Origin of the sequence: Nitratidesulfovibrio liaohensis (genome assembly GCF_011682075.1) — a bacterium.
In the GTDB taxonomy this organism is placed as follows: domain Bacteria; phylum Desulfobacterota; class Desulfovibrionia; order Desulfovibrionales; family Desulfovibrionaceae; genus Cupidesulfovibrio; species Cupidesulfovibrio liaohensis.
On sequence record NZ_VSMK01000715.1, the window covers coordinates 1 to 722 of the forward strand.

General features: G+C 70.8%; 2 pseudogenes. One reads left to right on the top strand and one right to left on the bottom strand.

Annotated features, from left to right (window positions below):
- Positions 1-270, top strand: a pseudogene (locus FVW27_RS18075) (hypothetical protein); the annotation flags it as partial.
- A 142-nt stretch (positions 271-412) separates the two neighbouring features.
- Here the strand turns inward: FVW27_RS18075 and FVW27_RS18080 are convergent.
- Positions 413-722 (bottom strand): annotated as a pseudogene (locus tag FVW27_RS18080) (methyl-accepting chemotaxis protein); the annotation flags it as partial.

Here is a 722-nt window from a genome sequence, read left to right on the forward strand (position 1 = left end):
GCGGCAGCGGAGGCACGCGGCCTGCGCCTGGTGTTCACCCCCAAAAAGCCCGGCGAGGCGCACGTCCCGAACCCCACGGACGCCACGGGCGCGACAGGCGCGACAGGTGCGACAGACGCGACAGGCGCGACAGGCGCGACAGGCGCGACAGACGCAACGGACTCCACAAGCAGCACGCCCTATCCGGGCACCGACGGAGTGCAGCCTTCGCCGCCCTCCCCTGACGGCGCGCCGCCATCCGGCGGGCTGCCGCCCGGCTTCACCGAGTAGCAGGCCAGGTATCAGGCTGTCAGAGGTCACTCCCGCCATCGCCTCACGCCGTTACGCCCCTCCCTTCCGGGCAGCCAAACGACGAGGCCGCCGAATTGCTCCGGCGGCCCCAACGGCATCTTTCTGTTCCGCCCTTCGGGCGTCAGCGCATGTCGTCGATAATGGCATCCAGTTCCTGTGCCAGCCGGGCAAGGTCGCTCACGGCCCCTGCCGAATGACGCATGGAATCGGCCGTATGGCCGGAAATGGTGCTGATGCGGTCAACCGCGCGGGTAATCTGCTCGCTGGCTGCGGACTGCTGCTCTGCCGCCGTGGCGATGGCCCGCACCTGATCCGCCGTGCGGTCCACGGTGCCCACGATGGCCAGCAACGCTTCGCCGCTGCGCCCGGCCAGTCCGGTGGACTGCTCCACCAGGCGCACGGCCTCGTCGGTGGCGGCACGGCTGCGGGCC